23 protein-coding genes and 9 pseudogenes are annotated in these 26,602 nt (G+C 36.9%); 28 read left to right on the plus strand and 4 right to left on the minus strand.

Annotated features, from left to right (window positions below):
• A pseudogene (locus A5844_RS06185) lies at positions 1-165 on the minus strand (IS982 family transposase); the annotation flags it as partial.
• A 365-nt stretch (positions 166-530) separates the two neighbouring features.
• On the opposite strand from A5844_RS06185, the gene A5844_RS06195 reads away from it, so the two are divergent.
• The 3 genes and pseudogenes from A5844_RS06195 (at position 531) to A5844_RS06205 (ending at position 3,308) form a co-directional block, all read left to right on the plus strand.
• Positions 531-1,829, plus strand: a complete 1,299-nt coding sequence (locus A5844_RS06195) for a polysaccharide deacetylase family protein (RefSeq protein ID WP_086284679.1) — start codon at positions 531-533, stop codon at positions 1,827-1,829.
• 647 nt (positions 1,830-2,476) lie between these two features.
• Positions 2,477-2,557, plus strand: a pseudogene (locus A5844_RS13915) (IS6 family transposase); the annotation flags it as partial.
• A gap of 74 nt (positions 2,558-2,631) precedes the next feature.
• A pseudogene (locus A5844_RS06205) lies at positions 2,632-3,308 on the plus strand (IS6-like element IS1216 family transposase).
• Positions 3,309-3,361: 53 nt separating this feature from the next.
• Here A5844_RS06205 and A5844_RS06210 read toward each other — a convergent pair.
• Positions 3,362-3,916: pseudogene (locus A5844_RS06210) on the minus strand (IS256 family transposase); the annotation flags it as partial.
• Between the two features lie 129 nt (positions 3,917-4,045).
• On the opposite strand from A5844_RS06210, the gene folE reads away from it, so the two are divergent.
• From folE to A5844_RS06225, 3 genes and pseudogenes are all read left to right on the plus strand, one after another.
• Positions 4,046-4,705 carry a GTP cyclohydrolase I FolE gene (gene folE, locus A5844_RS06215; protein ID WP_002295193.1) on the plus strand — a complete coding sequence of 220 codons (660 nt, stop codon included), beginning with the start codon at positions 4,046-4,048 and terminating at the stop codon, positions 4,703-4,705.
• Between the two features lie 13 nt (positions 4,706-4,718).
• Positions 4,719-5,663 (plus strand): SDR family oxidoreductase, encoded by a 945-nt coding sequence (locus tag A5844_RS06220; RefSeq protein WP_002295192.1) that lies wholly within the window; start codon positions 4,719-4,721, stop codon positions 5,661-5,663.
• A 179-nt stretch (positions 5,664-5,842) separates the two neighbouring features.
• A pseudogene (locus A5844_RS06225) lies at positions 5,843-6,397 on the plus strand (IS256 family transposase); the annotation flags it as partial.
• A gap of 53 nt (positions 6,398-6,450) precedes the next feature.
• Here the strand turns inward: A5844_RS06225 and A5844_RS06230 are convergent.
• Positions 6,451-7,127: pseudogene (locus A5844_RS06230) on the minus strand (IS6-like element IS1216 family transposase).
• A gap of 220 nt (positions 7,128-7,347) precedes the next feature.
• Here A5844_RS06230 and A5844_RS06235 point away from each other — a divergent pair.
• From A5844_RS06235 to A5844_RS06315, 17 genes and pseudogenes are all read left to right on the plus strand, one after another.
• Positions 7,348-7,656 (plus strand): DUF960 domain-containing protein, encoded by a 309-nt coding sequence (locus A5844_RS06235; RefSeq protein ID WP_086284680.1) that lies wholly within the window; start codon positions 7,348-7,350, stop codon positions 7,654-7,656.
• A 26-nt stretch (positions 7,657-7,682) separates the two neighbouring features.
• Positions 7,683-7,973, plus strand: a pseudogene (locus A5844_RS14605) (4'-phosphopantetheinyl transferase); the annotation flags it as partial.
• Positions 7,974-8,093: 120 nt separating this feature from the next.
• Entirely contained in the window at positions 8,094-8,489 is a 396-nt protein-coding gene (locus A5844_RS14610; RefSeq protein WP_256205926.1) for an oxamate carbamoyltransferase subunit AllH family protein, read from the plus strand.
• Positions 8,490-8,539: 50 nt separating this feature from the next.
• Positions 8,540-9,481, plus strand: coding sequence for a carbamate kinase (gene arcC, locus A5844_RS06245; RefSeq protein WP_086284366.1), 942 nt, complete (start codon positions 8,540-8,542; stop codon positions 9,479-9,481).
• Positions 9,482-9,955: 474 nt separating this feature from the next.
• Positions 9,956-10,849 carry an ROK family protein gene (locus tag A5844_RS06250; protein WP_002305082.1) on the plus strand — a complete coding sequence of 298 codons (894 nt, stop codon included), beginning with the start codon at positions 9,956-9,958 and terminating at the stop codon, positions 10,847-10,849.
• Positions 10,850-10,922: 73 nt separating this feature from the next.
• A complete protein-coding gene (locus tag A5844_RS06255; RefSeq protein ID WP_002305084.1) occupies positions 10,923-12,362 on the plus strand; it encodes a glycoside hydrolase family 1 protein in 1,440 nt (479 codons plus the stop codon).
• A 47-nt stretch (positions 12,363-12,409) separates the two neighbouring features.
• A complete protein-coding gene (locus A5844_RS06260) occupies positions 12,410-12,712 on the plus strand; it encodes a PTS sugar transporter subunit IIB (protein WP_002305086.1) in 303 nt (100 codons plus the stop codon).
• Positions 12,713-12,730: 18 nt separating this feature from the next.
• A complete protein-coding gene (locus A5844_RS06265; RefSeq protein ID WP_002319286.1) occupies positions 12,731-14,095 on the plus strand; it encodes a PTS sugar transporter subunit IIC in 1,365 nt (454 codons plus the stop codon).
• 55 nt (positions 14,096-14,150) lie between these two features.
• On the plus strand, positions 14,151-14,465 hold the full coding sequence (locus A5844_RS06270; protein WP_002305088.1) for a PTS sugar transporter subunit IIA: 315 nt from the start codon (positions 14,151-14,153) through the stop codon (positions 14,463-14,465).
• Positions 14,466-14,798: 333 nt separating this feature from the next.
• Positions 14,799-15,845 (plus strand): LacI family DNA-binding transcriptional regulator, encoded by a 1,047-nt coding sequence (locus A5844_RS06275; RefSeq protein ID WP_002319287.1) that lies wholly within the window; start codon positions 14,799-14,801, stop codon positions 15,843-15,845.
• 586 nt (positions 15,846-16,431) lie between these two features.
• A pseudogene (locus A5844_RS06285) lies at positions 16,432-16,653 on the plus strand (recombinase family protein); the annotation flags it as partial.
• Positions 16,654-17,218: 565 nt separating this feature from the next.
• Positions 17,219-17,791, plus strand: coding sequence for a Dps family protein (locus A5844_RS06290; protein WP_002292150.1), 573 nt, complete (start codon positions 17,219-17,221; stop codon positions 17,789-17,791).
• A 144-nt stretch (positions 17,792-17,935) separates the two neighbouring features.
• Complete coding sequence (locus A5844_RS06295) at positions 17,936-18,640, plus strand: Crp/Fnr family transcriptional regulator (protein WP_002292156.1); 705 nt, start codon at positions 17,936-17,938, stop codon at positions 18,638-18,640.
• Between the two features lie 227 nt (positions 18,641-18,867).
• Positions 18,868-19,206, plus strand: a complete 339-nt coding sequence (locus tag A5844_RS06300; protein WP_002300938.1) for a hypothetical protein — start codon at positions 18,868-18,870, stop codon at positions 19,204-19,206.
• Positions 19,191-20,045: pseudogene (gene lgt / locus A5844_RS06305) on the plus strand (prolipoprotein diacylglyceryl transferase). The gene A5844_RS06300 and the pseudogene lgt overlap by 16 nt, the downstream one beginning before the upstream one ends.
• Before the next feature lie 146 nt (positions 20,046-20,191).
• The gene (locus tag A5844_RS06310; RefSeq protein ID WP_002292161.1) at positions 20,192-20,425 is read left to right on the plus strand and encodes a heavy-metal-associated domain-containing protein; all 234 of its coding nucleotides are present in this window, start codon (positions 20,192-20,194) and stop codon (positions 20,423-20,425) included.
• Positions 20,426-20,622: 197 nt separating this feature from the next.
• Positions 20,623-22,527, plus strand: a complete 1,905-nt coding sequence (locus A5844_RS06315; protein ID WP_086284367.1) for a heavy metal translocating P-type ATPase — start codon at positions 20,623-20,625, stop codon at positions 22,525-22,527.
• A 358-nt stretch (positions 22,528-22,885) separates the two neighbouring features.
• Here the strand turns inward: A5844_RS06315 and A5844_RS06320 are convergent, their stop codons facing one another.
• Complete coding sequence (locus tag A5844_RS06320) at positions 22,886-23,251, minus strand: OsmC family protein (RefSeq protein WP_306174466.1); 366 nt, start codon at positions 23,249-23,251, stop codon at positions 22,886-22,888.
• A gap of 81 nt (positions 23,252-23,332) precedes the next feature.
• Between A5844_RS06320 and A5844_RS06325 the strand changes: the two genes are divergently transcribed.
• From A5844_RS06325 to A5844_RS06345, 5 genes are all read left to right on the plus strand, one after another.
• Positions 23,333-23,581, plus strand: a complete 249-nt coding sequence (locus tag A5844_RS06325) for a GlsB/YeaQ/YmgE family stress response membrane protein (protein ID WP_002292290.1) — start codon at positions 23,333-23,335, stop codon at positions 23,579-23,581.
• A gap of 199 nt (positions 23,582-23,780) precedes the next feature.
• Entirely contained in the window at positions 23,781-24,185 is a 405-nt protein-coding gene (locus A5844_RS06330) for an organic hydroperoxide resistance protein (protein ID WP_002292291.1), read from the plus strand.
• Positions 24,186-24,317: 132 nt separating this feature from the next.
• Positions 24,318-25,361 (plus strand): YncE family protein, encoded by a 1,044-nt coding sequence (locus A5844_RS06335; protein ID WP_086284368.1) that lies wholly within the window; start codon positions 24,318-24,320, stop codon positions 25,359-25,361.
• A gap of 14 nt (positions 25,362-25,375) precedes the next feature.
• Positions 25,376-25,939: a restriction endonuclease subunit S gene (locus tag A5844_RS06340; RefSeq protein ID WP_086284369.1), complete on the plus strand. Its 564-nt coding sequence runs from the start codon at positions 25,376-25,378 to the stop codon at positions 25,937-25,939.
• A 474-nt stretch (positions 25,940-26,413) separates the two neighbouring features.
• Positions 26,414-26,602, plus strand: a 189-nt coding sequence (locus A5844_RS06345; RefSeq protein ID WP_179190569.1) for a PD-(D/E)XK nuclease family protein, incomplete at its 3' end; no start/stop codon positions are given.

Consider the following 26,602-nt stretch of genomic DNA (forward strand, 5'->3'; position numbering starts at 1 on the left):
ACAAGCAATAATCACTGTATCGCGTTGCTTCAGTTGATCAGTATTTCTTCGGTTTTTAATCTTATCTGGTACACAATTGTGGTATATGTTAGAAACAGTTCTCATAATTTCCTTGAATGTTATAAAAGTATCTGTATAATGTTCAGTATATTTTGATGAACGCATATGTAGTCCTCATTTCTTGGGAGTTTTGAGACTACTATATGCGTTTTTTTGTTGATTTACCAACATGTTTAGACATTTTCCTCTAGGAAAAAATTAACTAGCACCAGGGGTTTATTTTAGTTTTTCTTGGAAATAAAAACAGCGAAAATCCGAACATTTTCACCTCTCTCACTTTATAACTTTTACAAAATAGTACTTCTCATAAAAAGCGCTCTAGTTAAAGAAAATAAGAGAAAAATCAAAAAAAACAAAAGTTTCTTTTACACTTGTTTCTATATTCGTTACAATGGTTATGGGAAGTTTTTCAAAAGGTTAAGAAAAGCTTACGGGGGTTTTTGAAATCAAAAAGTAGTAGGGACGATAAAATGAAACATACACACAAAATCATATTGGCTGTCACTTCTGTATGCACTGTTATTATTCTAGGTGTAAGTATCTTTTTTGTTACACAAGCAGCAACAAACAATAAATTAGAAAACACTAGTCAAACAACTCAACACTCAAGCAGCAGCTCAAAACCTGTTGAAGATAAACAAACGACGAAACAGCTTGATCAAGCAAAACAGCTTGCTGCAAGTTATCATTATGATGAAGCCATCTCCTTACTTGAAAAAGACGACGCCAAAGAAGCGCAACAATTGTTAGCAACTTTGAAAAAAGAAAAAGAATCCTTGGTAAAATGGGAAGACCCGACCAAAATCTCACACGTCTTCTTTCATAGTCTGATCGTTGATCCAGCTAAGGCTTTTCATACCCAGCAAGCACAAGGGTATAAAGATTATATGGTCACTATTTCCGAATTCAATAAAACCATTGATCAGTTATATAAAAATAACTATGTTCTTGTTAATCTAAATGGATTAGTCAAAAAAGGAACAGATGGAAAACTGACCTTTACAGGTGTTTCTCTTCCAGAAGGAAAGAAACCGTTAATTCTTTCGCAAGACGATGTCAGCTATTATGAATACATGGACAATTCAGGATTTCCAAGTAAGTTGATTGTCGATAAACAGAACCAAATCAAGAATATTTATATCGACAATAAGAAGGAAACTGTTGGTGACTATGATATGGTTCCATTGATCGATTCATTCATTAAAAAACATCCCGATTTTTCTTATCAAGGCGCCAAAGGAACATTAGCTTTAACAGGCTATAATGGTGTATTAGGTTACCGTACATCAAAATCAGAATATGGTGATAACGAAAAAACAAACAAAGAAATCGAAGCAGCCAAAAAAGTTGCTGTTCAATTAAAGAAAGATGGTTGGAGTTTTGCTTCTCATACTTGGGGACACTTGAATATGACACAAGCTTCTTTAGCCGATATCCAACAAGATAATGAACGTTGGCAAAATGAAGTTGCACCTATTTTAGGCAAAACAAATATTTTGATCTACCCATTTGGCGCTGACATCAGCGATTGGCAACCTTATTCTGAAGCAAATCAAAAATTTGCTTACTTGAAACAACAAGGATTTGATATCTTCTGCAATGTCGATGCCTCAACTCCTGCATGGGGACAACTAGGAACTGACTACTACCGTAATGCCAGAATCAATATTGACGGTATCCGTTTCGAAGCTGACCTAAAAGGAGAAAATCCAATACTTGATCAATTTATCAACGTCAAAGAAGTGTATGACCAAAAAGATCGAGGATAGAGGTTGTGAAAGAAGCGTCCAGCTCCGAGCAAATAAGAACTAGATTTCTAAAATAGTTTCTCATATTTTGGAAATCTAGCGCTTATTGCTGAGGAGTTGCTTCTTGAACACCGTGAATAGAGGTTGTAAAAAGAGCGTTTTGACTTATTGTTGAAGGTCAGCTCTTTGAACACCGCGTGTTAGGTTGTGAAAAGGCTGGTCTGCATCAAGCAATAAGAATGAACAGAGAAAAACAGCTTCTTGAATACCGCAGATAGGTTGTAAAAAAACCGTTTTGACCTGACGATAACCAGTAAAACAGAGGTGAGACCATTGCTAAAAGTAGCAGTGGTCTCATCTCTTTTTTTGCACAAGTCATATTTGATTGTTTCGTTATTTTAATCAGGATAAAGTTCTTTTTTTTCATGCTAAAGAGTGATTCTTTCTTCTCGATTTTCACTTTCTTCGTTTAACTTTTGGTAAATACTTCTGTCAGAAAAAGCTCTAGGTAGACACACGAAAGCAGATAAAAAGCCTAACTTTTGCAACAGTTTATGCTGTCGTTCAAAGTTAGGCTTTTACAGTTTATAAATAGGGTTCTGTTGCAAAGTTTTCCAAAAAATCTATTTTAGTGTAAAATTGAGAAAAAAGACAGAGAGGACAGAGTAATGAATCATTTTAAAGGCAAACAATTCAAAAAAGACGTCATTATTGTCGCTGTTGGTTACTACCTGCGTTACAATCTAAGCGGTTCTGTTGCAAAGTTTTAAATCTACTATCAGATAAGGTAGAATAATAGAAAAAGATAGCAGGAGGAATGACGATGAGTCATTTTAAAGGAAAGCAATTTCAGCAGGATGTGATTATTGTAGCCGTGGGCTACTATCTTCGTTATAACCTTAGCTATCGTGAAGTTCAAGAAATCTTATATGATCGTGGCATTTTTCTCATACGACGATTTATCGTTGGGTGCAAGAATATGGCAAACTACTCTATCAAATTTGGAAAAAGAAAAATAAAAAATCCTTTTATTCATGGAAAATGGATGAAACGTACATCAAAATTAAAGGAAAATGGCATTATTTGTATCGAGCCATCGATGCAGATGGTTTAACCTTGGATATTTGGTTACGTAAAAAACGGGACACACAAGCAGCCTATGCTTTTCTTAAGCGGTTAGTGAAGCAGTTTGATGAACCGAAGGTTGTAGTCACAGATAAAGCCCCCTCTATTACAAGTGCCTTTAAGAAACTAAAAGAATACGGCTTTTATCAAGGGACAGAACATCGTACCATTAAATACCTGAATAATTTGATTGAACAAGACCATCGTCCAGTAAAGAGACGCAATAAATTCTATCGAAGTTTACGCACTGCCTCTACCACGATTAAAGGCATGGAAGCCATTCGAGGATTATATAAGAAAACCCGAAAAGAAGGCACTCTCTTCGGGTTTTCGGTCTGTACTGAAATCAAGGTATTATTGGGAATCCCAGCTTAAATCATAGATACCGTAAGGGATTTTATTCTTTATTTAAAACTTTGCAACAGAACTGTAATTCCTAAGGCAATGTGTACTGCTTCTTTTTGAACAGCATCACGTCTTAACGGAATATACGTCGCGTCTAGAAATAGACAAACATATTGCGAATGAAAAATAGGACGAGAATGAAAAGCAGTCACTTGTTCGTCCACCATTTTGGTGATGTTAGAAATAGTAGTTGGACTATAATGTGAGCCATACATTTTTTCAATTAAATCAGCAATTTCTCTAGTGGTAATGCCTTTTTCATAGAGCTGAATGATGGTTGTTTCTAAACTATCAATACGATGAGTGTATGGAGGAATCAACGATTGATGAAACTCTCCTTTTCTGTCCCTAGGGACACGGACATTGATTTGACCAAACTGTGTGTCTAGTCGTCTGGTGTAATCGCCATTGCGATAGTTTCCGTTATTAAAGCGCACATAAGGATCATATCCTAAAATAGCAGTAAGTTCGCTTTCTAAAAGAGAATTCATTGTACTTTCAAGTTGATTGCGAAAAACTTCTGTTAAATTGGTATTTTCTAGTAGTGCTTGAGCGATTTCTTTGTTAAACTGATTCATAGGGAAGACCTCCGTTTGATTTGGTTTAGTCGCTTTAATCATACGAATAAGGTCTTCCTTTTTCAATACCCTAATTTACACAAACTATTTTACGCTCTCAAATCATCAGTAACTAAGGAGACATGACAAATGATGATGAATGAAGATTATAATGAAGACCGCTATAGCGAAGAAAATTTATTAGAAAGTAATTTTCCCAACTTAAATAAAAATTCTTCCCAATTTCAAGAAAAACTAGAAGATGTTCATGAAATAGAGAACGCCTTAAAAACCTTAATGACCTTGTGTGGACAAGACGAAAAAAATCCTGATTTAGATAAAACACCGTTTAGAGTAGTCAAAGCTTTTCTAGAATATACGACAGGTTACAGGGAAGACCCAGCTTCTCATTTAGAAAAAACCTTTGATATTACCCAAAATGATCCGATTATTGTGAAAGATATAGAATTTTATTCCATGTGTGAACACCATTTTGCTCCTTTTTTTGGAGTGGCTCATGTGGCTTACATTCCTAATAAAAAAGTAACAGGATTATCTAAAATTGCTCGAGTAGTAGAAGGTTACGCCAGACGTTTTCAAGTGCAAGAAAGATTGACCAATCAAATTGCCGATGCTATTGAGTCAGTTTTAGAACCACGTGGTGTAATGGTGGCGATTGAAGCGAAACATTTATGCGTTTCAAGTCGCGGGGCAAAAAAAGAAGAAGCGAAAACTTTTACCCTAGTAAGCCGGGGTGTCTATCGGGACAATCCTGCGTTACGTTCAGAGTTTATGATGGCCATTAAGTGAGGAGGTAGGGAAGTTGATTAATAAAGTTGTCTTTATTACAGGAGGAACAAGAGGAATTGGGAGACAAATAGCCCTTATTTTTGCGAAAGCTGGGTATCAACTTGCCTTAAATTATCACCATAATCAAAAAATAGCCCAAGAATTTCAGCAAGAATTAATGACTTCTTTTTCCACCACTGTCCGCCTTTATCCAGGAGATATTGGAAGGGAAGAGGAAGTAGTGAACATGACTGAAAAAATTTATCAAGATTTTGGTCAGTTAGATATTCTAATTTTAAATGCTGGTCCATTTATTCATGAAGAAATTAAATTAAAAGACTGTACCACGGATCAATGGCTGCACATGATGAATACTAATTTAAATAGTTTCTTCTATTTAATGAAGGCAATTCTTCCACATATGGAAAGGCAAAACTGGGGACGGATTGTTACGTTAGGTTACGATCAAATTGAACGAGTGACTGGTTGGCCTCAAAGAGGAGCATACAGTGCAGCAAAAACAGGGGTGGCAGCTGCCGTTAGAACTCTAGCAGTGGAAGAAAAAGAATTTAATATTACAGTAAATATGGTTTGCCCCGGAGATATTAAAGCCCAGTGGAAAGAAGCAAGCATTGAAGAAGCTGAAAAGGAACAATTAAGTGAACAGGCAAAAAAAGAAAAATTCATTGAAGGTACTAGAAAAGAAAAATTTCTTGAAGAAGTCAAAAAGGAAAAGGCCCCTGAAGAAGCTGAACAGGAAAAATCCGTTGAAAAAACTGAAAAACTCAACAAAGTAAAAAGAACCGACACTATCTCAAGTGCTTTTGAAAATGCCAACTCTAAAAGAAAAGCCACGGGTGAAGATGTGGCGCAGACGATTTACTTTCTCTGTCAAGATAGTGCTGAATATTTAACAGGGAATATTTTAAATCTAGCTGGAGGAGAAAATATTATTGCTCGAAAAATGACTGAAAAATAGCCTTATTTTTGATGGAATTTTTCCTCTTTAGAAGACACTTGATTTTTGGTATAATCAAGGTAACATGGTGTTTAACTTTTGAGAGCGTAAAATAGTTTGTGTAAATTAGGGTATTGAAAAAGGAAGACCTTATTCGTATGATTAAAGCGACTAAACCAAATCAAACGGAGGTCTTCCCTATGAATCAGTTTAACAAAGAAATCGCTCAAGCACTACTAGAAAATACCAATTTAACAGAAGTTTTTCGCAATCAACTTGAAAGTACAATGAATTCTCTTTTAGAAAGCGAACTTACTGCTATTTTAGGATATGATCCTTATGTGCGCTTTAATAACGGAAACTATCGCAATGGCGATTACACCAGACGACTAGACACACAGTTTGGTCAAATCAATGTCCGTGTCCCTAGGGACAGAAAAGGAGAGTTTCATCAATCGTTGATTCCTCCATACACTCATCGTATTGATAGTTTAGAAACAACCATCATTCAGCTCTATGAAAAAGGCATTACCACTAGAGAAATTGCTGATTTAATTGAAAAAATGTATGGCTCACATTATAGTCCAACTACTATTTCTAACATCACCAAAATGGTGGACGAACAAGTGACTGCTTTTCATTCTCGTCCTATTTTTCATTCGCAATATGTTTGTCTATTTCTAGACGCGACGTATATTCCGTTAAGACGTGATGCTGTTCAAAAAGAAGCAGTACACATTGCCTTAGGAATTACAGTTCTGTTGCAAAGTTTTAAATAAAGAATAAAATCCCTTACGGTATCTATGATTTAAGCTGGGATTCCCAATAATACCTTGATTTCAGTACAGACCGAAAACCCGAAGAGAGTGCCTTCTTTTCGGGTTTTCTTATATAATCCTCGAATGGCTTCCATGCCTTTAATCGTGGTAGAGGCAGTGCGTAAACTTCGATAGAATTTATTGCGTCTCTTTACTGGACGATGGTCTTGTTCAATCAAATTATTCAGGTATTTAATGGTACGATGTTCTGTCCCTTGATAAAAGCCGTATTCTTTTAGTTTCTTAAAGGCACTTGTAATAGAGGGGGCTTTATCTGTGACTACAACCTTCGGTTCATCAAACTGCTTCACTAACCGCTTAAGAAAAGCATAGGCTGCTTGTGTGTCCCGTTTTTTACGTAACCAAATATCCAAGGTTAAACCATCTGCATCGATGGCTCGATACAAATAATGCCATTTTCCTTTAATTTTGATGTACGTTTCATCCATTTTCCATGAATAAAAGGATTTTTTATTTTTCTTTTTCCAAATTTGATAGAGTAGTTTGCCATATTCTTGCACCCAACGATAAATCGTCGTATGAGAAAAATGCCACGATCATATAAGATTTCTTGAACTTCACGATAGCTAAGGTTATAACGAAGATAGTAGCCCACGGCTACAATAATCACATCCTGCTGAAATTGCTTTCCTTTAAAATGACTCATCGTCATTCCTCCTGCTATCTTTTTCTATTATTCTACCTTATCTGATAGTAGATTTAAAACTTTGCAACAGAACCATTCCTCCGATAAACATTTTTAGTACTGTCTGTTTTTAATAGTATAAAATGAATCAAATTGAATATCAAATATATATTATATCCATGAAGCCCAATCTTCTTTAATAGAAGATTGGGCTATTTTTATGGCAAAGGAGGGAAAAGAAATGTTTCAAAATAAAGGACAACGTTATGTCACAAAGGGAGTAATGGACAGTTTATCAGTGGAATTACAAGCTTTATGTTGGAATCTAATCGATCAAAACGTTCAAAAGCAACTTCCTTTAGACTATCTTCAAATTTTTGAATTTTCTACGGAAAAAGGAAATCAAAAGTTGGTTCATCGTCAAGAAGAACCGGAAGAAAGAAAAGAGTATCTGATTTCACCTAAGCTTCGTTTGAAATCAGTGTCTCAAAAAATATGGGCCATTGATTCGGGTGAGTATCAAACGATGTTATTACCAGGAGAATACTAGTATCTAAAAGAAAGGAACGAAAGGACTTGTTAGAAACGGCTATCGAAGTACTGGAAAAGTGTGCACAGCTGGTCACTGCTTCTGAAGAGTGGGGCTATGAATCCGTTACGATGGAAAAAGAGGAAATTGAAATAGGTACACTTCCTAAAGATGTTCATCTACCACGTTTAGTGATGACACATCTTTATATTTATTGCGCACCAGAAGATGGAAAAGACTATGTAGTTTATTTCATTACAGATATTACCAGCCAGCGAGAATTTGTTCGTGGGTTACTGGTAGAAGGACGATTGGTTTGGAGTCAGATTGAAGGAACGATAGATGAAATCAACCCAAAGTTGATTTATAATTTAAAGAACAATTTCCAATCTTTAGGAATTGATGAGAAAACTGAATTAGTTGCAAATGAACGTGATCAATTGTTAATAGAAGAATTCTTGGATGCAAATTGGGAAAATCATGAGTTTTTTCAGCAGTTCGTAGCTCACTTTTTAGGAAGAGGAATAGGCCTTACACCAAGTGGGGATGACATGTTGATGGGCATGATTATGATGTCAAACTCTTTTTCTATGCCAATGGAATGGTCTTCGTTCATTTTAACTCAATTAGAGCGTACACAAACAACAAAAGTAAGTGATGCTTACTACAAAGCTTTGTTATCTGGTTACATAAGCACTCAGTTTGTCTCTCTGTTGCAAATAATCAAAGATAAAAAAATGACTGACTGGAATGAAGCTATTTCAAGAATTGCTGATTATGGACACACTTCCGGATGGGACACGCTTTTTGGTATTTTTTTATTTTTGCAGAAACTAGAGAAATCTTTGTCATGAAGAGCGGTCGTTGATTTTTATAAAAAGCGAGAGTAAGGGAGAATGGAAATATGCCGAAAAAAATAGTTGTTGCTTTAGGTGGAAACGCCATTTTAACAGATATTCCAACAGCGGAAGCACAAAAAGAATCATTGCGTCAAACAAGTGAGCATTTAGTCAGTTTTGTAAAAGAGGGCCACCAAATTATGATCACTCATGGAAACGGTCCGCAGGTAGGGAATTTGTTGCTTCAGCATGCCGCAGCAGATTCAGAAAAAAATCCAGCATTTCCGCTGGACTCTCTTGTGGCAATGACACAAGGAAGTATTGATTTTTGGATGCAAAATGCTTTACGTGAAGCATTGATTGCTCATAATATTGAAAAGCCAGTTGTTTCTTTAGTTACTCAAGTACAAGTGGATGAAAATGATCCGGCTTTTGAAAATCCATCAAAACCGATTGGTCCATTTTTAAGCGAGGAAGAAGCAAAGGTTGAAATGAAAAAAGGGAACGGGACCTTTATTGAAGATGCTGGTCGTGGTTGGCGTAAAGTTGTACCCTCACCAAAACCAAAGAGTATTTTAGAATACCCAATTGTAGAATCATTGACAGATAACGGTGTGATTACGATTGCTGCCGGTGGCGGTGGAATTCCGGTAATCGCCTCTGAGGAAGGATTTACAGGAATTGAAGCGGTTATTGATAAGGACTTCGCAGCAGCAAAACTTGCTGAATTAGTTGGAGCGGACTATTTGATTATTTTGACTGGGGTAGACAATGTCTATGTCAATTGGAATAAACCAGACCAAAAAAAATTAACCGACGTAACGGTCGATGAATTAAAAGAATATATAAAACAAAACCAATTCGCTCCTGGCAGCATGTTACCAAAAGTAGAAGCAGCAATTGAATTTGTTGAAAATGCGAAAGATGGAAAAGCGATTATTACATCATTAGAAAATGCTGGTAAATTATTTGATGGTAACGGTGATGTAACAACGGTAATAAAATAATTGCTTTAACAGTTTAGCGTGATAAAAATCTATACCTTCTTAAGTTGATTTATTAACTTGAGAAGGTATTTTTTTCTGAAAAATGATAATGAAAATCAAAATGTTCATTTCTATCAATTTTGAAGTCAAAAAAATAAAGTACAGCCCAGAAATTTGCTCTGTACTTTAAAAACTGGTTAAATGAAGATGAAATCGCTCCCTTATTTTTTAGTATTGGTGGAATTAAAAGGTACTTTTTAAACAAAAACTACACATAAAAAATAAAAAAAATAAAAAAAGTATTGAAATGTAATTGCTTTCAGTATATGCTATATCCATAAACGCGCGTTCATGGGATGTTCATCGTATAAAAAAAGGTGGAAATGAGCGTATCGTTTTTCTTTTTAACAAATCATGAACGCGCGTTTATGAGTTTGAATCAAGCTGCAATATAAGAAGGCAAACTGCAAGACCTTCATTTTAAGGAGAAGTGTTATGGGGAAAATAAGTTTAGGAATAGACATAGGAGGGACGTTCATTAAGTATGCATTAATAGACAAGCAACATCGCATCAAAGAGAAGTGGAAAGTCGAAACGGTTAAGTACAATACAGCCGACGAATTTTACGATTATATATGTTCAAATATAAGAAATGTAGATGAAATTGACAAAATCGGTGTAAGCGCACCCGGCCTTATTGATGAAGACTCGAATGTTAAATCCTATGCTGCTCCTAACGTAGCTATAATGTACGGCACAAATATCAATAATGAAATCAACAAAAGGACAAATAAAAAAGTGTCCGCAATCAATGATGCAAAAGCGGCAGGTTTATGTGAGTTTAAAATTGGAAATGCAAAGGGATACAAATCTTCAGCGTTTTTGATTATAGGTACAGGAACAGGCGGATGCATATGCGACGAAAACGGAGTTGTGTATGGAAAAGATTCGTTTGCGGGGGAATTCCATAATATGCCTTTTGTAAACGCTGAGATAGGCGGCCTTGATAAGATGGGTGATTATGCTTCGATAACCGGATTGGTTAATTTATACAATAAAAAAGCTAATCGGGAGGAGCAGGTTCAGTATGGAAATGAGGTTTGCAAGAAGTACCTAAACGGAAATGAATCAGCTGTGTCTTCAGTAGATGAATGGATAGGAAACATAGTGGCTCAATTAATAGTAATCACCGTTTTTTATAATCCTGAAGTGATATGCATCGGTGGAGGAATATCCGAAGAAAACTGGTTCATCAATAAAGTAAGAGAAACGTATAAGAAAACCTGTAGGGAGTATTTAGAAGCGGATTTTATTACTACCGAAATTAATAGATGCAAGCATAATAACGATGCCAACATACTGGGTGCTGTTATAAAAGCTTCTATCTAAAATACACAACAGTTTTGTTTCAAGAAAGAATGTTTGAAAATAAATTTATATTGAAAACGGAGGAGAAGATTCAGTGATATACGAAGAATTAGACAAATTCCAAGATGATTTCCTATGGGGATCGGCATCTGCAGCGTATCAGGTTGAAGGAGCATGGGACAAAGATGGAAAGGGGGAAAGTGTATGGGATGTGTACACCCGCCAACCGGGGACAACATTTAAGAATACAAACGGGAATATCGCGGTCGACCATTACAATAGATACAAAGAAGACGTAGCTTTAATGGCTGAAATGGGATTGAAAGCTTATAGATTCTCAATTGCATGGACACGTATTTATCCCAATGGAAGAAATGAAGTAAATGAAGAAGGCTTAAAATTTTATGAAAACTTGATAGATGAACTTATCGCGAACAATATCCAACCAATCATTACGTTGTACCATTGGGATTTACCTCAACATCTTCAAGATTTGTACGGCGGATGGGAATCAAGAGAAATCATTCATGATTTTAATGAATACTGTGTAACGTTATTCAAGAGATTTGGGAATAAAGTTAAGCACTGGGTATCATTGAATGAACAAAATATATTTGTAACACTAGGTTACGTAACCGCTATGCACCCGCCAGCTGTTAAAGATCAAAAGAGAATGCTTGAGGCGAATCATATAGCGAACTTAGCTAATGCTACCGTAATTGAATCCTTCAAAAAATATGTTCCAGACGGTATGATTGGACCAAGCTTTGCATTTGGACCAGTTTATCCATTCAGTTGCGATCCAAAAGATGTTTTATCCGCAGAAAATGCAGAGGATTTAAATTGCAATTGGTGGCTCGATGTTTATTGCAAAGGTAAATATCCAGTGTTCGCTTTTAAATATTACGAAAGACTTGGGATCGCACCCACTATTGAAGATGGAGATCTTGAATTGTTGGAAAGAGTAAAACCAGATTTTATCGGAATAAATTATTACCAAACAAGCACAGTTGCATTCAATCCGCTTGATGGAGTAGGGCAATCGGAAGGTATCAATAACACAGGTAAAAAAGGCACCACTAAAGAAAGCGGATTACCCGGAGTTTATAAAAATGCAAAAAATGCACATCTGGAAACAACAAATTGGGACTGGGCAATTGATCCTACTGGTTTAAGAATTGGACTAAGAAGATTGACCAGCAAATATAATCTTCCAATACTTATTACAGAAAACGGGCTTGGAGAATTCGACAAGCTTGAAGAAGACGACACTGTCAATGATGCTCACAGAATCGATTACTTGAGCGCACATATCAAGGCTTGTAAAGAAGCAATAACAGATGGTGTTGATCTTCTAGGCTACTGCACGTGGTCATTTACAGATTTGTTAAGCTGGTTGAATGGTTATCAAAAACGCTATGGATTTGTGTATGTGGACAGAGATGAAAATGATCAAAAAGATTTGAGAAGAATCAAAAAGAACAGCTTCTATTGGTACAAAAATGTTATTCGCACCAATGGAGAAGAGTTATAAGAATCGTTCACAATCAATGAATATGAAAAAACAAGGAGAGATAGACCATGAAAAAAATTTTACTAGTATGTTCAGCAGGAATGTCCACAAGTTTGCTTGTGACCAAAATGAGAAACTCCGCAAAGGAAAAAGGAATTGAAGTAGAAATAGATGCTCTTCCAGTTGCAGAGGCAAGTACGGCCGTTGATAATGTCGATATCGTTCTTTTAGGACCACAAGTGCGTTTCCAGAAAGGGACCGTTGAAAAACTTGTAAAAGGCAGAATTCCCGTAGAAGTGATGGACATGCGGCTGTATGGAATGATGAATGGAAAAGCGATTTTAGAAGATGCTTTACAAAAAATAAACTAGGAAAGGAGGCTAAAAAAAATGAGTTTTATGGACAAATTTCAAAGTGCTATAGAAAGATTGTTAGTGCCTTTATCTACAAAGTTGAACGCTCAAAGACACATATGCGCAGTAAGAGATGCTTTTATTTTATCATTCCCATTAACGATGGCAGGATCATTGATGGTGTTATTGAATAATGTTTTCTTGTCAGCAGATGGATTCATGTTTAAAATCTTGCAATTCGATAAACTTTTTCCGGGTATTGTTAAATTCCAAGCAGTGTTCGCTCCAGTTGTTAAAGGTTCAGCTGATATTTTCTCGATTCTGATTGTGTTTTTGATAGCCAGAAACCTTGCGAAACTAATGGAAGGCGATGATTTGTTGACAGGTTTGACCGCAATCTCTGTTTATTTCATCATCTATCCTGATTATTTCGATAATGAAGGAGTAAATTATCTAACAAATCAATATATGGGCGCACAAGGGTTGTTTGTAGCAATTTTGGTTGGGCTCTTGGTCGGCGAACTAATGTCTAGATTAGCAAAATCAGATAAGTTAGAAATTAAAATGCCAGAACAAGTACCTCCAGCAGTTGCAAGATCCTTCAAAGTGTTGATCCCGATTATCATCACGACGATTTTCTTCTCCGTCCTCAACTACTTTGTAAAAATGGCTGCACCGGGCGGATTACATGAATTAATTTATAACATCATTCAAACACCATTGACCAGAATGAGTCAAAGTTTATTCTCAGTGATTATTTTAGCATTATTATCTCAATTGCTATGGGCTATGGGAATACACGGACCAAATACGATTGCAGCTATTCGAGATACCATGTTCTCGGAAGCCGGAAACGCAAACCTCTTACATTATGCTGAAAGCGGTACTACATGGGGAGCGCCTTATCCGATAACGTACAGTGGTTTAGCTACTGCTTTCGCTGAATATGGCGGTTCAGGAGCGACATTGGGTCTAATCATTGCTATATTGATTTTCTCGAAAAATAAGGAATCGAAAAGTATTGGCAAACTTTCTTTTGTACCCGGTTTGTTCAATATAAACGAAATGGTTATCTTTGGTTTACCGATTATTCTGAATCCGATTTACATTATTCCATTTATTATTGCGCCACTGGTTAACATTATGATTGGTTATACCGCAGTTATGATTCTTAAGATTATGCCGCCGGTAACGATTGGTATTCCTTGGACAACACCAGGACCATTGATGCCTTTCTTGGGTACAGGCGGAAATATCGTCGCACTGTTTGTCGGATTCATCTGTCTTGCGGTGAGTGTATTGATTTACTCGCCGTTTGTAATCGCAGCGAATAAAGCAGCGATTATTGAAGATGAAATGGAGAATGAAATACAGTCACAAGAAGTAGTAGAATCGATTTAAAAAAGCTGCAGTACGCTGAGAACAAACCGAAAGATTCAAGATAGGAGATTTACACATGGAAGGAATTGAATTAACTGCTTTTAGTATAATCAGTAATGTTGGAATGGCCAAATCATTGGCTATTGAAGCATTAAGAGATGCCAGAAAAGGAAAGTACAATGAAGCAGAAAAGAAAATGGCTGAAGCATCGGAATATTTTGTGAAAGGCCATCATGCACATACTTCTTTGATACAAAAAGAAGCTGCTGGCGAAAAAGTTGAACTTTCGTTAATAATCATGCACGCAGAAGATCAATTGATGTCGACGGAGACAACTAAATTATTAATCGAAGAAATGATAGAAATGTTCAAACAGTTAAACAATAAATAAGTGAACATGAAAGAGAAAATATTAGACGAACTAGAATTGCTTGCTTACTTTACAGGCAGAATCTGATGCCAGCAGCAAAACATAGAGCACCCAGGATGAAATATAATCCTGGGTGCCTTATTTTTAGAACAAAACACCGGGGTGGTAGTTTGTTCTGCGGTTGAAGGCATTTGCTGATGGTTTCTGCATGAAAGGTATTGCCAAAAGTCTCCTTTTGCTGGAATCCTGAAGCAGGCAGAGTTTTTCGAAAAACAGAAAAAGATTGAAAAAAATGGACAAATAATATAGTGTTGCAGTATGAACACGAGTTTACGAACGAAAGGAGATGCCTTTATGATGAATAGTACTGAAATTGCAAAAATTGCCGGAGTATCACGCAGTACTGTATCCAGAGTGATAAATAATTATTCAAATGTCTCGGAAGAAACAAGAGAAAAGGTTTTAAGAGTAATTAAGGAACATGAGTATGTGCCACATGCTTCAGCAAGGATGCTTGCAGGAAGCCAAAATAAGGTGATCGGCTTATTTATTATAGACCTGATACATGAAGAAGTTGGACTAAAAAATAGAATTACCAAAAGTCCGTATTATCTAGAATTTACTAGTTCAGTGATAGAAACAGCAAGTGAGATGGATTACCTGGTTCTTGTCCATATTATACATAGCGTCGCAGGCTATGAAAAAATTAAAGAGAGTTTTTATAATAAGACAATTTCTGGTGGGATTTTCATAGGCCAGAATGACGACGATGAATCGATAAAAACAATCATTGATAGAGGGTATAAAGTTGTGCTGCTCGATCAATCAATCAGACCTGAAGATGCCACCTATAACCAGTGCATGATAGTGAATGCGGACAATTACAACGGCGCTTATTGTGCGACAAAATATCTCATAGATAAAAAACATAAACAAATCGCACATATTACAGGCGGTACGGTCAAATTCTCTTCTAAAGACAGGATAAGAGGATACAAAAAAGCATTAGAAGATGCAGGGATAGAAGTAAATAAGAACTTGATTGTAAATAGCGAATTTGTGGAAAATGCTGGATATGAGGCTGCGAAAAAATTATTTAATGGAAATAGTGAGTTTTCGGCTATTTTTGCCAGTAATGATAAGATAGCATTTGGAGCAATCAAAGCTATTCAAGAAAGAGGTCTCAAAGTTCCAGATGACATCTCTGTTATAGGATTTGATGATATTGAATCGTCTAAATATTTTAATCCGCCATTGACTTCTATGAAAATGAAGTTAGGAGAAATGGCTGATATCGCCACAAAGTCGATTGTTGCATCGATTGAAGGTGAAACGAAGCCATCTATAAATGTAGTACCTGTCTCATTAGTGGAAAGGGAGAGTTGTGGGATTTTGCAGTAGCAAAACTTGCTGAATTAGTTGGAGCTGATTATTTGATTATTTTGATGGAGGTAGACAATGACTGTGTCTATGTCGACTTGAAAAGTAAAGTACAGCGCCCAAAAATGCTCTGTACTTTAAATCTCAGCAAAAACAGGAATATTTCCCAAACATCTCCTTCTTTGAGTAATTATACAAAAATTATGCAGACTTCCTTTTTTCATGATAAGATAATTTAAAAAGTTTTTAAACGATTTCTCCTCCTCTTTTTCTTATATCGGGGGAGCATATTTTTTTGTAGACTAGGGGATTATAAGTTCAGCCATCAATGTCTAGCTCCCAAGTCCTGACCTAGTGAAAAAAGATAAATTTGCCCCATTGCGCGCTTCGCTGCTCATTCAGGGTCAAATTTCCTATTTTTTTCATAGGTCAAGGCGGACTTGTCCGCTTTTCTTATCGCGTTTTTCAATCCTTGTGAATTTAAAGTTAGGCTATCATATTCAAAAATCAAGAGTATTGACTACGGTTGTCCAATCCAGTAAAATCAATACATACAACGGTGTCATAACTTATAGTCAAAAGTAAAGCTGGAAAAAGGGTGAAAAACATGAAATATGGATATGCACGAGTAAGTACTCGCCATCAGGATTTAGCAGGACAGATGCGACAACTGGAAGATGAGCGTTGCGATCGAATCTATTTTGAAAAAATTACTGGAACCAAAAGTAACCGACCTGAGTTTCAAAAACTCCTACAGGAAATACAGACTGGCGATACGCTAGTAATAACAAAACTGGATCGCTTCGCTCGCAGCACTCAAGATGCATTGACCAAACAATTGAAGACATTCGATTGGGTTCGATCAAAGGTTACCTCTAAAGAACCATTTACACAAAATTATTGACGCTCCCAAGCTAAAACTCCTATTAATCGATCTACTAAAAATAAATAAAAAATTCTTTTCAATTTTTATTTATGGTATGACATAAATAAAGTAAAGTTATTCTTCTAGGTTAATCTTATTAATGCTCTTTCTCACTAGTGTTGCATGCAACACTAGTGAGAAAGAGCATTAAATATACTGCAAGGCAAGACATTTGGTAATTGAAGAATAACAAGCAAAAAAATAGCAGTCAGGTCTCTTGACAAAGTATAGTTGCTATTCTTTTTTTAGGCCCTACTTTAATGAAATTTTTGTTTGAAGAGAACGACTTCATTCCTTTGATTATTTCAGTTGAATTTAATAGAGAAGCCTGGCGTCTATTAAGAAATACTTTTCTTGATGAGCGTCAATTTTTTTAACGGAAATCTATCCTATACTAAATTCAGTAAAGAAAAAGGAGGAATCAAAGAAAGCTATTTTAAACAAACCAAAATTATAGGAGGAATAAATCATGACTGAAAATAAAGCTACTCAAGAAAGAACACCCCAAGAAAGATTGCAAGAAGAACAAGAACACAAGGAACATGTTCATCATACGAAAATTAATGCAGCGGCCATTGCGGATCATCTTTTAGGCAACATGCATACATTACATGTGAAACTGCACCAATATCACTGGTATGTAAAAGGAGCCAATTTCTTTACGTTGCATGAAAAATTTGAAGAGTTGTATAACGAAAATGAAAAATGGTTCGACAAACTTGCGGAGCGTCTAATTACTTCTGGGCATAAACCTGCTTCGACAACGGTTGAATTTGAAAAATATTCGATGCTTTCGGAAGATGCAGTTAATAAATACGCTAAAGCAGAAGACATGGTTGAAAATATTATCGAGGACTTCAGAAGCACTCGTGACCTAACTATTCGCGCGATTCGTTTAGCTCAAGACGAGGGTGACGATGCTTTAGAAGATACATTGATTGCTTTTAAAAATGACTTAGACAAGAACATTTGGATGCTGCAAGCGTTCATTGGTAAAGAAGCATTAGAAGATGATGACGCTCTTGATGAGGATGAAGATTAAGGTAAAAGTAGAAGCTGATTTAGGGATTGGAATTCTTTCCAGTCCTTTTTCCATTTTCTTGATGTGCATCAATTTTTTTGTAGTAAGAGACTTATATAATAAAAGCAGCGAATATAAACAAAATAAATAAAGGGGGAGAATGAATTGACTAAACATACCCATCATGAAATTGGCGACCACGCAGCCTGTATCCGCTTGGTTCCAATATTCAATCACTTAGAGGATAGCGCGATGAATTACATTGCTGAAAAAGCCCACACGAAACAGTATCAAAAAGGAGAGTTTCTGTTTCGTTCACAAGAAAAAGAGGATACTTTATATATTATCAATCGTGGGAAAATCCGTATTTATCGATTGGCAGACTCTGGCAAAGAGCAGCTAGTGCGGATCTTGAACCCTGGTGATTTCACCGGAGAATGGACCTTGTTCAACCCGGATGCAGTACACGAGGAATATGCCGAAGCAACCCGAGATACCGTTGTCTGTATGATTCAGCAAAAAGATGTCCAAGATTTTCTGGAACAATACCCAGCTATTTCTTTAAAACTATTGGCGGAAATGTCTAAACGGTTAGAAAGTTCAGAACGTCAAACGACACAAGTAGCCGTGGAGAGTGTCATTACCCGTTTAGTTTTGTTTTTGGCAGAAAATGTGGAACCTGAAATGGGCAACTCTCCCACCATCACCCTGCCGATGGCAAAAAAGGACATTGCTTCCTATTTAGGAACGACACCTGAGACCATCAGTCGCAAATTTGGAGAATTGGAGGACGAGGGATTGATTCAACAGCTGTCTGGGAAAAGGATCAAGATTCAGGATTTAGATGATTTATTGCTTTACAGCGAATAATCGGACACACTTTTTTCTACACGTTGGTGTTCTGTCGCTCTTCATTAACAACGGGACAGAACTCAGTGTTTTTGCTTCCATCTGTCCGTTTTTGGCTTTTTTAAGACAGAACGACCTTCATTCATTGGAAAAATAAAAGCACAAACATGATAACCCTCAAGTTTTTTTGTTTTATTTTTCTTTAAGATAGGGTTGTCGAACAAAACGTAAAAATAAGTAGGGTGAATGTGCATTGTTTTTGGGTGATAGTTGCCATCACGTTGTCAGCAGCGGGTGCATTCTTTGTCGTCCCTTTCACCAAGAACACGATTGGCGGCGAAGCAAAAACGTCTAACGTTGTTGAGGCAGATAGGTTAGCTATGGAAAAAGAAGAGGAAGTTGTAAAAGGAGCCGGCGTAATCGGACACGGAAAAGTGGCGTATTACGAAGCGAGTGACCAGGGAGATAAAAGTGTATTCACTGTTTGGTTTCCATGGAGCTTAGCCGGAATCTTGTTCAGCATCACCATGACTAGAATGACGCGAAAAATTGAAGAAATGGAGCAAATAGAATGGGATTCGTATTAGGCGTTTTGAATCCCCATGTGGTGGAGATTGGTTCTGTTGTGATTCATTAGTATGGAGTCATTATTGCAGCAGGCATATTAGCGGCTCTCGAGTTGAGCACCAAGGAAGCAAAGAAAAAAGGACTGGAAGAGGATACCATTATCGATATGGCCTTATGGGCAATTCCGATTGGACTCCTCGGCGCTCGGCTTTATTATGTGTTATTTGAACTTGGTTATTATCTGCAAAATTCAGGACAAATCCTTACGATTTGGAATGGCGGCATTGCGATTTATGGGGGATTGATTGCAGGAGGGGGTACGCTATATTGGTATGCAAAGAAAAAAGGTACTTCTTTGGCACTCGTTCTTGATATTTTAGCGCCCAATGTATTGTTAGCCCAGTCCATTGGTCGTTGGGGCAATTTTATGAATCAGGAAGCTCATGGTGGACTGGTTACTCGTCAATTCTTGGAAAATCTTTATTTACCTGAATTTATCATTGAACAAATGAATATCAATGGTACCTACTACCATCCGACTTTTTTATACGAGTCATTGTGGAGTTTGTTGGGCTTTGTCCTCATCGTCACTATACGGAACCGAAAACAGCTTTTGCGTCAAGGAGAAGTCGCTTTGAGTTACGTTTTGTGGTACTCAGTGGGTCAGTTCTTCATTGAAGGTATGCGAACGGACAGTTTATGGATTGGCGAGTGGATCCGCGTTTCGCAAGCCTTGTCTCTGGCCCTGTTTATTGGCGCGATTGTAGTATGGTTTATACGCAGACAAGATTATCCACCAATTTCTTATTATTCTGATGGCAATAAGGGGCAGAAAAAGACTATTAAGATGGTGAATTGAGCAAAAAGATAAAAAGAAGTGCAAAACTTAATATGTGTCAATTTTCGTTTGCTAAAAGTGAGCTATACTACAGTTGTAAAAAGGAAAAGGCAGTGTTCATTAATCTGCTGCCGATAAAATAAAAACACATAAAGGAGATAGGAATTATGGAAAAAGCTATATTGCAATTAGAAACGTTGTCTTGTCCAAGTTGTATGCAAAAAATTGAAGGTGCCGTAAAATCAGTTAACGGTGTTGATAAAGACAGCATTAAAGTATTATTCAACTCCAGCAAAGTCAAAGCCAATTTTGATTCAGCTGTCACTTCGATTGAAGAGATTCAAAAAGCTATCGAAAACGTAGGCTATCCAGTCCTTAAAGCAAAAGTCAAGGCCGCTTAACAGATTAAATGAACTAGGCAATTCTGGAAGAAAAGCTATTTTTCCAGGATTGCTTTTTTTGTTGCAATCCGATTCGAGGTGCTTAGAAACGATAAAAGAGAACTTTCTAAACTTGATGTCAGTCAATTAATTACTTAGGCAATTATCTTATACTGTGTTTATCAATAAAAGAGAAATTAAATTTGGAGGGAAAAAGCATGCAACAATATATATTAAGCAAGAAAAATGTTATCACCGTCATCAGTGGATTGTTAATCGTACTCGGTTTCTTCAGTCACTTTGTTTTAGAAAACGTAGGACTTTCAGAGTGGTCTTTGATCATCGCCTCTGTCTTTGGGATTACGCCAATTGCCATTCAAGCGTTTCAAGCAATGAAAGTCAAAGTCATCAGTATTGATGTCTTAGTCAGTATTGCAGCGATTGGTGCGCTTTTTATTCAAAATTATGAAGAATCGGCTATCGTTACGTTCTTGTTCTTGTTCGGACATTATTTGGAACAGCGTACATTGAACCAGACACGTTCAGCAATCAAAGAATTAACCGACATGGCACCAGAAAGTGCCTTGGTCCAAACAGAAGACGGAGAATTTGAAGAAGTGGATGTAGATGATGTAGATGAAGGAGATGTTCTGCTTGTCAAAACTGGTGCGAAAGTTCCAGTAGATGGTACAGTCCTTACGGGTGAAGGGCATATCAACGAAGCCAGTATCACAGGAGAATCCGTTCCTGTCACAAAAACAGAAGGCAGTGAAGTCTTTGCCGGTACGATATTGGAAAATGGCACCATTCAGATTTGGGCAGACAAAGTCGGAGAAGACACCACATTCGGTAAAATCATTGAACTTGTGGAAGAAGCGCAAGATTCTAAATCAGAAGCAGAGCGCTTTATTGACCGCTTTTCTAAATGGTATACCCCAACTGTTTTGGTTCTGGCATTCATTGTCTGGGCAATGACCCAAAACGTTGAATTGGCGATTACGATCTTAGTCCTAGGCTGTCCAGGTGCATTGGTCATTGGGGTTCCGGTCTCCAACGTAGCCGGAATCGGAAACGGTGCACGCAATGGAGTTCTTTTGAAAGGAAGCGAAGTCATCAATGACTTCAGCAAAGTTGATACGATTGTGTTCGACAAAACAGGAACGCTGACTGTCGGGAATCCTGAAGTCGCGGAAACAGAAGTGTACGGAGACAATGTAGAAAAAGCCTACAGTTATTTAGCCAGCGTGGAGACTGAATCAGACCATCCACTAGCCAAGGCCGTCCTCCAGCATACCGGCACGGTAGAACTGTTCCCGGTAGAAGACACAGACGTCGTCAAAGGCGGCGGCATTGTCGCTCAAGTGGACGGACACCGCATCGCGGTTGGAAATGTGGCGTTGATGGAAAAAGAAAATGTGCAGTTGAGTAAAAAAGCGCAGAAAGACGTCAAACAATTCGAGAAAAATGGGAACTCCTTAGTATTGACAGCAGTCGACGGGGAATTGAAGATTCTGATGGGAATCCGCGACCAAATCCGTCCAGGAGTGAAACAAGACTTGCAGGAATTGAAGAATTTAGGCGTGAAAGATTTAGTGGTTCTTTCCGGCGACAACCAAGGCACAGTGGACCGGGTTGCGCGTGAACTGAACCTCACCGAGGCGCACGGGCATATGCTGCCGGAAGACAAAGCGGCTTATATTGAAAAACTCCAGCAAAAAGGGCACACGGTCGCCTTTGTCGGGGACGGTGTCAATGACAGCCCGTCCTTGGCGCTAGCAGATATCGGGATTGCAATGGGAAGCGGAACGGACGTAGCGATTGAAACATCCGATGTCGTTTTAATGAACTCGAACTTCAGCAACTTGCCCCACGCATTAGGATTAGTAAAAGCCACCGCAAATAATATGAAACAAAATATCGTGATTTCAGTTGGAGTAGTGTTGGTCTTGTTGACCAGCGTCTTCTTCAGCGAATGGATGAATATGTCTATCGGAATGTTGGTTCATGAAGGTAGTATCTTGGTGGTAATTTTCAATGGCATGAGATTAATGAAGTATAAGTTGAAAGGTCGGAAAGAACAAAAAGAAGTATCAGCACCTGCAGAGAAAGTAAAAATATATTAAGAATAAATTAGAAGAGGCTGAGACAATAGTCCATCCTTGAAATGACAAAAGCGGAAACTCAGATTTTTAAATCTGGGATTTTCCGCTTTTTTGAGTTCTTGAAAAAAAATAAGAGTATAGAGTATGTTCTTTATAAAATTAATTTTCGTGTAAATGATTAAAAAATTTAATAATAAAATTTAAATTCCTATTAAGTTGTAACACATGAAATTGCTTAAAATAATGTATTTAAAATCTTGATTTAACTAGTTTTTTTCTCTCGTCTTTTTTATAGATATGTATACCTTCGAAAAGACAAGAAATAAAATAGAAATACCTGTTTAGTGCAAAATGAGAAGAATCTTTTTTAATTCATAGTTTATAATTTATGGATTTCTGATTTAGTCGTAGGTGCATTTTTAATGGTATCAGCTACCGGACAAGTACGATCAATAAATGCGATAAAATCTGAAATCTCTTCATCAGTATTATCAGCTTCAATATAAAATTTAGATACGATTGCAGAATAGCCTATTTTAGCTGCTTTATTTTTTCCTATAAAACCATCAGGATCTAATACTCCATCTATCTCTACACGGATATCGTTTAAATTTATGCCCTGCACTTTAGCGAAAGACCGAGCTACAATAACTTTACATGCTCCAAGAGAGGCTAATAATAAGTATTGGAGATGGTGCGAAGTAAGATTGATAAAAAATGGATAAAGGATTAGATTTAATACAATGTCTTATCACGATTCTAATGATTTGATGAGAGTGTAAAATATTTTGTGTAATAAATATTTCACAGAAAGAAAGAGAAAATTATGCATTGGTTATGGGTATTAATCGTAGGAGCTATTATCGGTTTGATTGCCGGAGCAATTACAAATAAAGGTGGATCAATGGGATGGATAGCTAACATCGTTGCAGGTTTAGTTGGTTCAGCAATTGGACAAGCATTGTTAGGTAGCTGGGGTCCTCAATTAGCAGGAATGGCTTTGATTCCTTCTATCATTGGTGCGATCATCGTTGTTGCTGTAGTATCATTTTTCTTGGGACGTTCAAGAGGTTAATCGTCAAATATATCAGCAATTTTACCTATTATCTTAAGGAGCAGCTTTTCGCTGCTTCTTTTTTTGTATAGATAAACTGCTTCTATCACTGATCATCGATGTTGTCTAACTGATGTCGCCGAATGCAAGCATTACCTTTGTCAGATTAAAAAATACTCGTTACACTTAATATAGAACGACGAAAGAAAGGATGATCTCAATGAAAAAAATGTACGAAACAGCAATGATCAATCGTGGAGGCCGTGATGGCGAGGTTGAGGCACCAAACGGAAGTATGCACATGAAGATCGACCGCCCAGGAATCCATAGTGAAGGGACAAATCCGGAACAACTTTTTGCGGCTGGATACGCATCTTGCTTCAACGGCGCGGTTCAACACATGCTGGAAGAAAATAATCTTGAGTCTGATTCTGAAGTCAAAGCACGGGTATCTTTATTTCAATTAGAAGACGGGGGCTACCAAATCGGGGTTGTTTTAGAAGTTTCTTTGCCAGGACTTGAGAAGGACCAAGCAGAGAAAATCGCAGAAGAAGCCCACGCATTTTGCCCATACTCTAAAGCAACAAGAGGCAATATTGATGTGGAAGTGACTATAGTAGAATAAGGGATTCTTAATGTTACTATAAATGAGATTATGAAAGATCCTATAAAGAAACGCTAGTAAAAGAAACATGTAGTTACGGTAATTAATAGCGGTATATGTACGATTGATCGAATAGAACAAGGAGGCAAAAAAATGACACAGCGGGTAGCAATAATGATTTTAGTGTTGCTGGTCATTGGCCTCCTTGTTTACTATGTCCTAAAGTTTAAGCATTGGAAGCAGCAACGGATACATCAGGATATTGAAAAAAAGTTAAAACGGTATCCTATTGTTCAAGCAGCTTGGGAAAAGGCTGAAGCAAAACAATATAACATTCCTGGATTAACAGAAACAAGAATGGTGGTGCCGGAAACCGGCGAAAATGAGGTTTGTCAATGGATGACGCCGCAAGGGTTGGCTTTTTCTCAAGATTTTGTGTTTATTTCTGCCTACTGCTATGACCATCAGCATCATTCTATTATTCATGTACTGGATAGAGAAACAGGACAGCCGATCAAACTGCTGATTTTACCTAAACGGCCACATGTAGGGGGCTTAGTATATGATACAAAACGGGAACTTTTATGGTTGACAATCACAGGATCTGCTACTGGACGAGTAGCCGCTTTACGTTTGATCGATATCTTAGCAGATACATCTGAAGAGACGGGACAGCCAATCGCTTATTGGCTGACAACTGATCTCTCAGAGATTCCACAAGCATCGTATTTGACTCAAAACAATGATCAACTGGTATCTGGCAACTTCACACTAAAAGGTGAAGGACAGTTGACTTTCTATCTATTGCCGACGATAGCTGAAATGAAAACAGCAATTCGCCGCAAAGACAAAATCCAACCAACCGTGACAATGAGCAGAAAAACATCTGATAAGATTCAAGGTGTGGCTTTTTATGGCCATTATCTCTTAGCCAGTCGTTCTTATGGTCCTTATACCTCGGAACTCTTAGTGTCCGAGCGGGACTCTCCTAGCCGGATCCTAAAACGAATCAAATTTCCACCGTATTTGGAACAAATCGTTGTTGTAGAAGATCGTCTAGCAATATTGTTTGAAAGTGGCGCCGCAGCGTATCGCGAGAAAGCCAATCCTGTGTTAGCCAATGTTTTATTACTAGACTTAGCAACGTTGCTTCATGCAAATAAGCGTCCCAAAAAGATTGCTGCAACTAAAAAATAGTCGGACAACTCAAGATGATCACTGTTGTTCATAAAGAACGACAAGAAAAATCATCTAGCGATGTTCGACTATGGGTTTATTTAGGAAGTATTTCTACTAAGATTCAATATGGCTATACAGATTCGGCGAAAAAACAAGGCAATGTTAAGTTTTTGAGAATCACAGATATACAAGAGGGACGTGTAAATTGGTCCAGTGTGCCTTACTGTGATATTAGTAATTCTAAACTAGTTGATTTAAGATTGGAAGAAAATGACATTTTGATAGCAAGGACAGGAGGAACTATGGGAAAAAGTTTCTTGGTTAAGGAAATAAGTGAGGAATCTGTTTTTGCTTCTTACTTGATTCGAATTAGGTTAGTTGAGAAATTATTATCAGAATACGTAGACTGCTTCTTAGACTCGCCATTATATTGGAAGTTATTAGAAAAAATTTCTTACGGAACTGGGCAACCAAATGTAAATAGTACAAATTTGTCTAAACTACTTATACCATTACCACCTTTAGAAGAACAACAACGCATGACTACTAAAATAGAAATGATAAGAAGATCTATTCGTAGAATCAATTTTGAGTAAATATAACGGACCTAGCATCCATTTTATACCAGATGATGCTAGGTCTATTATTTATATTTTATGGAATTTAATTGATTTGTTCTAGTGTTTTAATATTATTACGACAGTAAAAAAATAGTTTGATTCTTCTAACATGAATGACCATCTAGAAGTGGAAATGTATAAAAGATTTATTTTATGAAGTTTTCCTAATATCATTCACTCATGATACGCAGCTCCGTATCATAAATGATGATACTTTAAGAGGAAAAATTATCCCTATTTTAAATAATAAAAATAGGTAGTAGGTTGGGAGAAGTTTATAAATAACTTTGTTACTTGCTTTGGTAGGTAAGTAAGTTGCAAAAGAAAAACATATACCGTTAAAAAGATAATGTAGACATAGAAACATATACGTAAAATTTTAGTTAGAATAATAGTAAGGAGAAAAAATATGATAGATGAAAAAAGTGTTTAAAAAATCTATTAGAGGATATGGATGATATTGAAGAAAGACTTTCTAAATGGACTGGGAAAACAAATATATTTCAGATACTTAAGCTATCTAAAAATGAAATAAGACATAGTAATTTTTTAGCTTTTTTATTCGCTCCAAATGAAACTCACAATTTATCTGATGAGTTTTTTAAATTGTTTTTGAAAAGGTATATAGATTCTAATGAT

Origin of the sequence: Candidatus Enterococcus wittei, assembly GCF_002140175.1 — a bacterium.
GTDB lineage: Bacteria > Bacillota > Bacilli > Lactobacillales > Enterococcaceae > Enterococcus_B > Enterococcus_B wittei.